Source organism: Microcystis sp. M113S1, from assembly GCF_020246945.1.
GTDB lineage: Bacteria > Cyanobacteriota > Cyanobacteriia > Cyanobacteriales > Microcystaceae > Microcystis.
Genome location: NZ_JADBSA010000069.1, coordinates 1 through 3,433 on the forward strand (window position 1 = coordinate 1; position 3,433 = coordinate 3,433).

2 protein-coding genes and 1 pseudogene are annotated in these 3,433 nt (G+C 43.9%); 1 reads left to right on the forward strand and 2 read right to left on the reverse strand.

Going from position 1 to position 3,433, the window contains the following annotated elements; all coding sequences use genetic code 11:
• Positions 1-457: pseudogene (locus IM319_RS04010) on the forward strand (RNA-guided endonuclease TnpB family protein); the annotation flags it as partial.
• Positions 458-489: 32 nt separating this feature from the next.
• Here IM319_RS04010 and IM319_RS04015 read toward each other — a convergent pair.
• Positions 490-1,203, reverse strand: coding sequence for a response regulator (locus tag IM319_RS04015; RefSeq protein WP_287734725.1), 714 nt, complete (start codon positions 1,201-1,203; stop codon positions 490-492).
• A gap of 1,056 nt (positions 1,204-2,259) precedes the next feature.
• The gene (gene mtnA, locus IM319_RS04020) at positions 2,260-3,321 is read right to left on the reverse strand and encodes an S-methyl-5-thioribose-1-phosphate isomerase (RefSeq protein ID WP_287734727.1); all 1,062 of its coding nucleotides are present in this window, start codon (positions 3,319-3,321) and stop codon (positions 2,260-2,262) included.
• Between the last annotated feature and the right edge of the window lie 112 nt (positions 3,322-3,433).

Here is a 3,433-nt window from a genome sequence, read left to right on the forward strand (position 1 = left end):
AAAATCTCAAGATGTCGTGAGGATTTTCTCCACAAGCTATCCCGTAAGATAGTTAACGAAAACCAAGTTATTGCGGTAGAAAATCTCAATGTCAAAGGCATGGTACGCAATCATAATTTAGCTAAGGCTATTAGTGATTGTAGTTGGGGAATGTTTTGTACAATGCTTAAATACAAGGCAGAATGGGAAGGAAAAACTTATATCGAAGTTGATAGGTTTTTCCCTAGTTCTAAAACTTGTCATGTCTGTCTTCAAGTGGGTAGTTTGCCGCTTGAGGTTAGAAATTGGACTTGTGAGCATTGTCAGACAACCCATGACCGGGACATAAATGCGGCGATAAATATCAGAGATGAAGCCTTACGGATATTATCGTTAGGAAAAGCGCGATACTGCCTATAGAGGGGATATAAGACCAAAAGCTGTGCGTAAGTCCGTCTTGAGGAACCCTCCCCCCTGAAATAGGAAGCTCTCAACTCTGTTGAGAGTAGTTCACTCCACTAATCCCGATCGCAGGGCCAGCACTGCCGCTTGAGTCCGATCATCCACAGAGAGTTTATTTAAGACATTGCGGACATGGGTTTTCACCGTGCCGATGGTGATATAGAGTCGCTCGGCAATCTCGGCATTACTGCAACCCGCAACAATCAGATCGAGAATTTCTAGCTCTCGTGCCGTTAGGGGGGCATTTTTCAATAATTGGCGACATTCTGGGTCAAGGCCGCGAATTATCACTGTTTTGGTCTCGGCAGCCGCACCGACGGGAACATTTTGGCGCACTTGTTGCAGAATAATATTGGCGATCGCAGGATCGATCCAGGGATTGCCTTCGTGGGTGGAATGAATCGCCTCGATTAACTTATCAATGCTAATATCCTTCATACAGTAAGAATCAGCCCCAGCAGTAAAAGCCGCTAAAACCAGTTCTTGGGTTTTGTGCATGGTTAGCATGAGGATTTTCGTGGCCAGGGGGTCTTCGCCCCGATTTTGTTTGAAGCGTCGTACTAACTCGATCCCATCGATCATGGGCAAACCTATATCGATGATCGCCACATCGGGTTTAGTCTCCTCTAGCAATTTCAGTCCCTGTAATCCACTGGTAGCTTCTCCCACCACTTGAATATTCTCTCGATGCTGGAGAGCCACCACTAAGCACATGCGCGTTAGATCGTGATCTTCTATAACGATAACCCGCACATTATCCATGTTTTTCCCCAGTGTTACCGAATTAGGTGATGATTTGATAATTTTGGATTTTAGATTTTGGATTATTAGACCCCCCCAAACATTGACTTCACTCCGTTCCCCCTTCCTTGAATTGGCCCTTTTCTTATCTTCATTCAGCAATCTACTTTTTTCAGTCGATTTTATTTCTACTTACTAAAAGCAGAGCTTGCCAAGATACTTAACCTTCCTTTTCTTATCTTCATTTTTCTAGTCGATTTTATTTCTACTTACTAAAAGCAGAGCTTGCCAAGATACTTAACTTCCCCTAAAATCTACTCAAATATACCCGCAATTTTCTCCTTTAATTATTCTATTATAATATCATGCAAATCTCGATTAGGCAAGGAGGGGGGATTTGGCTCTTATGATTTCTGTGTGGAAACGAGACCTATACTGATAGTTTCTACAACAAAATAGTCCTAAAAGTCTTTCCCAGTAAATATTTCACGATTTCATAGGCAAAAATTATTACACAAAGTCGAGAAGAGCAATATATTATATTTAACAAGAATACATCTTTGATCTGCTTGGATTTTCATATTTGATTTTTATAGAATAGAACCAAGCTCTGGTTTAATTAATTTTCTTAGCCTATATCAACAAAAAAAATTAATCTAAAACTAATAAACAATCTATTTTTTCTTGATTGAAGTAATCAATAATTAGGGTTTGCTGAAAAAGTTTTTCGGTGGTGGCAGGGTGTGGGGTGTGGGGTTTTACCGATTTTGAGGGGGTCAATTACCTAATTTTCAGGGAAAAAGTCCCTGAATTTTCCCCCCGACCACTGCAAGGGCTGGCACTTTTTGAGGGGAAAAAAGTCTAAAAGCCTTTTCCAATAAAGGTTGTAGCTTCTTTCAGCAAACCCTAGATAGTTTCTCAAAATTACTCTAGTCCTTTAGTTTATGGATAGAGGTAGTTTTTGTCTATTTGCAGCCCTTGGCCGTCACCTCCAATTTGATTGAGGCGGAATTTTTCCCCACTGTGCCAATCGATATAAACGATAAAAATGGTATCAGTAGGGAAAAAGCTTACCCTCTAGGAATCCTGTAAAAAAATTAATTCAGCTGGTGTTACCGCCCCTTTTTCCGTAATGATAGCGGTGATTAAAGCGGCGGGAGTAACATCGAAGGCGGGGTTATAAAAGTTAACATCTCTAGGGCAAAGGGTAGTTGTCCCCACCTGATAAATTTCGGCACGATCGCGCTGTTCGATCGGTATCCCCGTACCATCCTTAAGGGAAAAATCCACCGTCGATAGAGGCGCAGCCACATAAAAAGGCAGATTATGAGCTTTTGCCACCACCGCAAGGGAATAGGTGCCAATTTTGTTGGCCGTGTCCCCATTGGCCGCAATGCGATCGGCCCCAACAATCACCGCATCGATCAGTTTTTGCTGCATACAGTGGGCCGCCATGCTATCGGTGATCACGGTGACGGGAATTCCCTCCCGCAGACATTCCCAGGCGGTTAATTTTGCCCCTTGCAGCCGCGGCCGGGTTTCGTCTGCATACACTTGTATTAATCTCCCTGCCGTCCAAGCGGAACGAATTACCCCTAAAGCAGTACCATAACCGGCCGTGGCTAGGGAACCAGTATTACAGTGGGTTAAAATTGTCAGTTTTTCTGGTTGCTCCGGCAGCGCCAATAAACCATGATGACCGATCGCCCGACAGGTTTCCACGTCTTCTTTTTGGATATTTTGGGCAGTTTCAAGGAGATTTTTGGTAATCACTGCCACTTCTGGTCCACTTTCCCTGGCCACTTTTAACATTCGCTCGAGCGCCCAGAATAAATTCACCGCCGTCGGCCGGGTTTGGGCTAATCGATCGGCTATTCTAGTTAAATCAGCCAGAAATTCCTCTTTCTGGTCAGTTTTAATTTCCTGCGCTCCTAAAACCATACCATAGGCAGCCGCCACCCCGATCGCTGGAGCGCCGCGGACAATCATCGTTTCGATCGCCCGGGCCATGGCTTCACTGCTGGTGATCTCAACTTCCCCATACTCCATGGGTAAACGGGTTTGATCGATCAGCCAAACTTTGTTATCTTGCCAACGCACGGGATAGATCGAGTTACTCTCGCAAGTGGTTGTGGTCATAAACATTTTTAGATTGAGAATTAGCCAAATTTACCACTATAGCATCCGGCTTTCTCCACAGCTTATAACTAGGGTTTGCTGAAAAAGTTTTTCGGTGGGGGTTGGGGGTTGG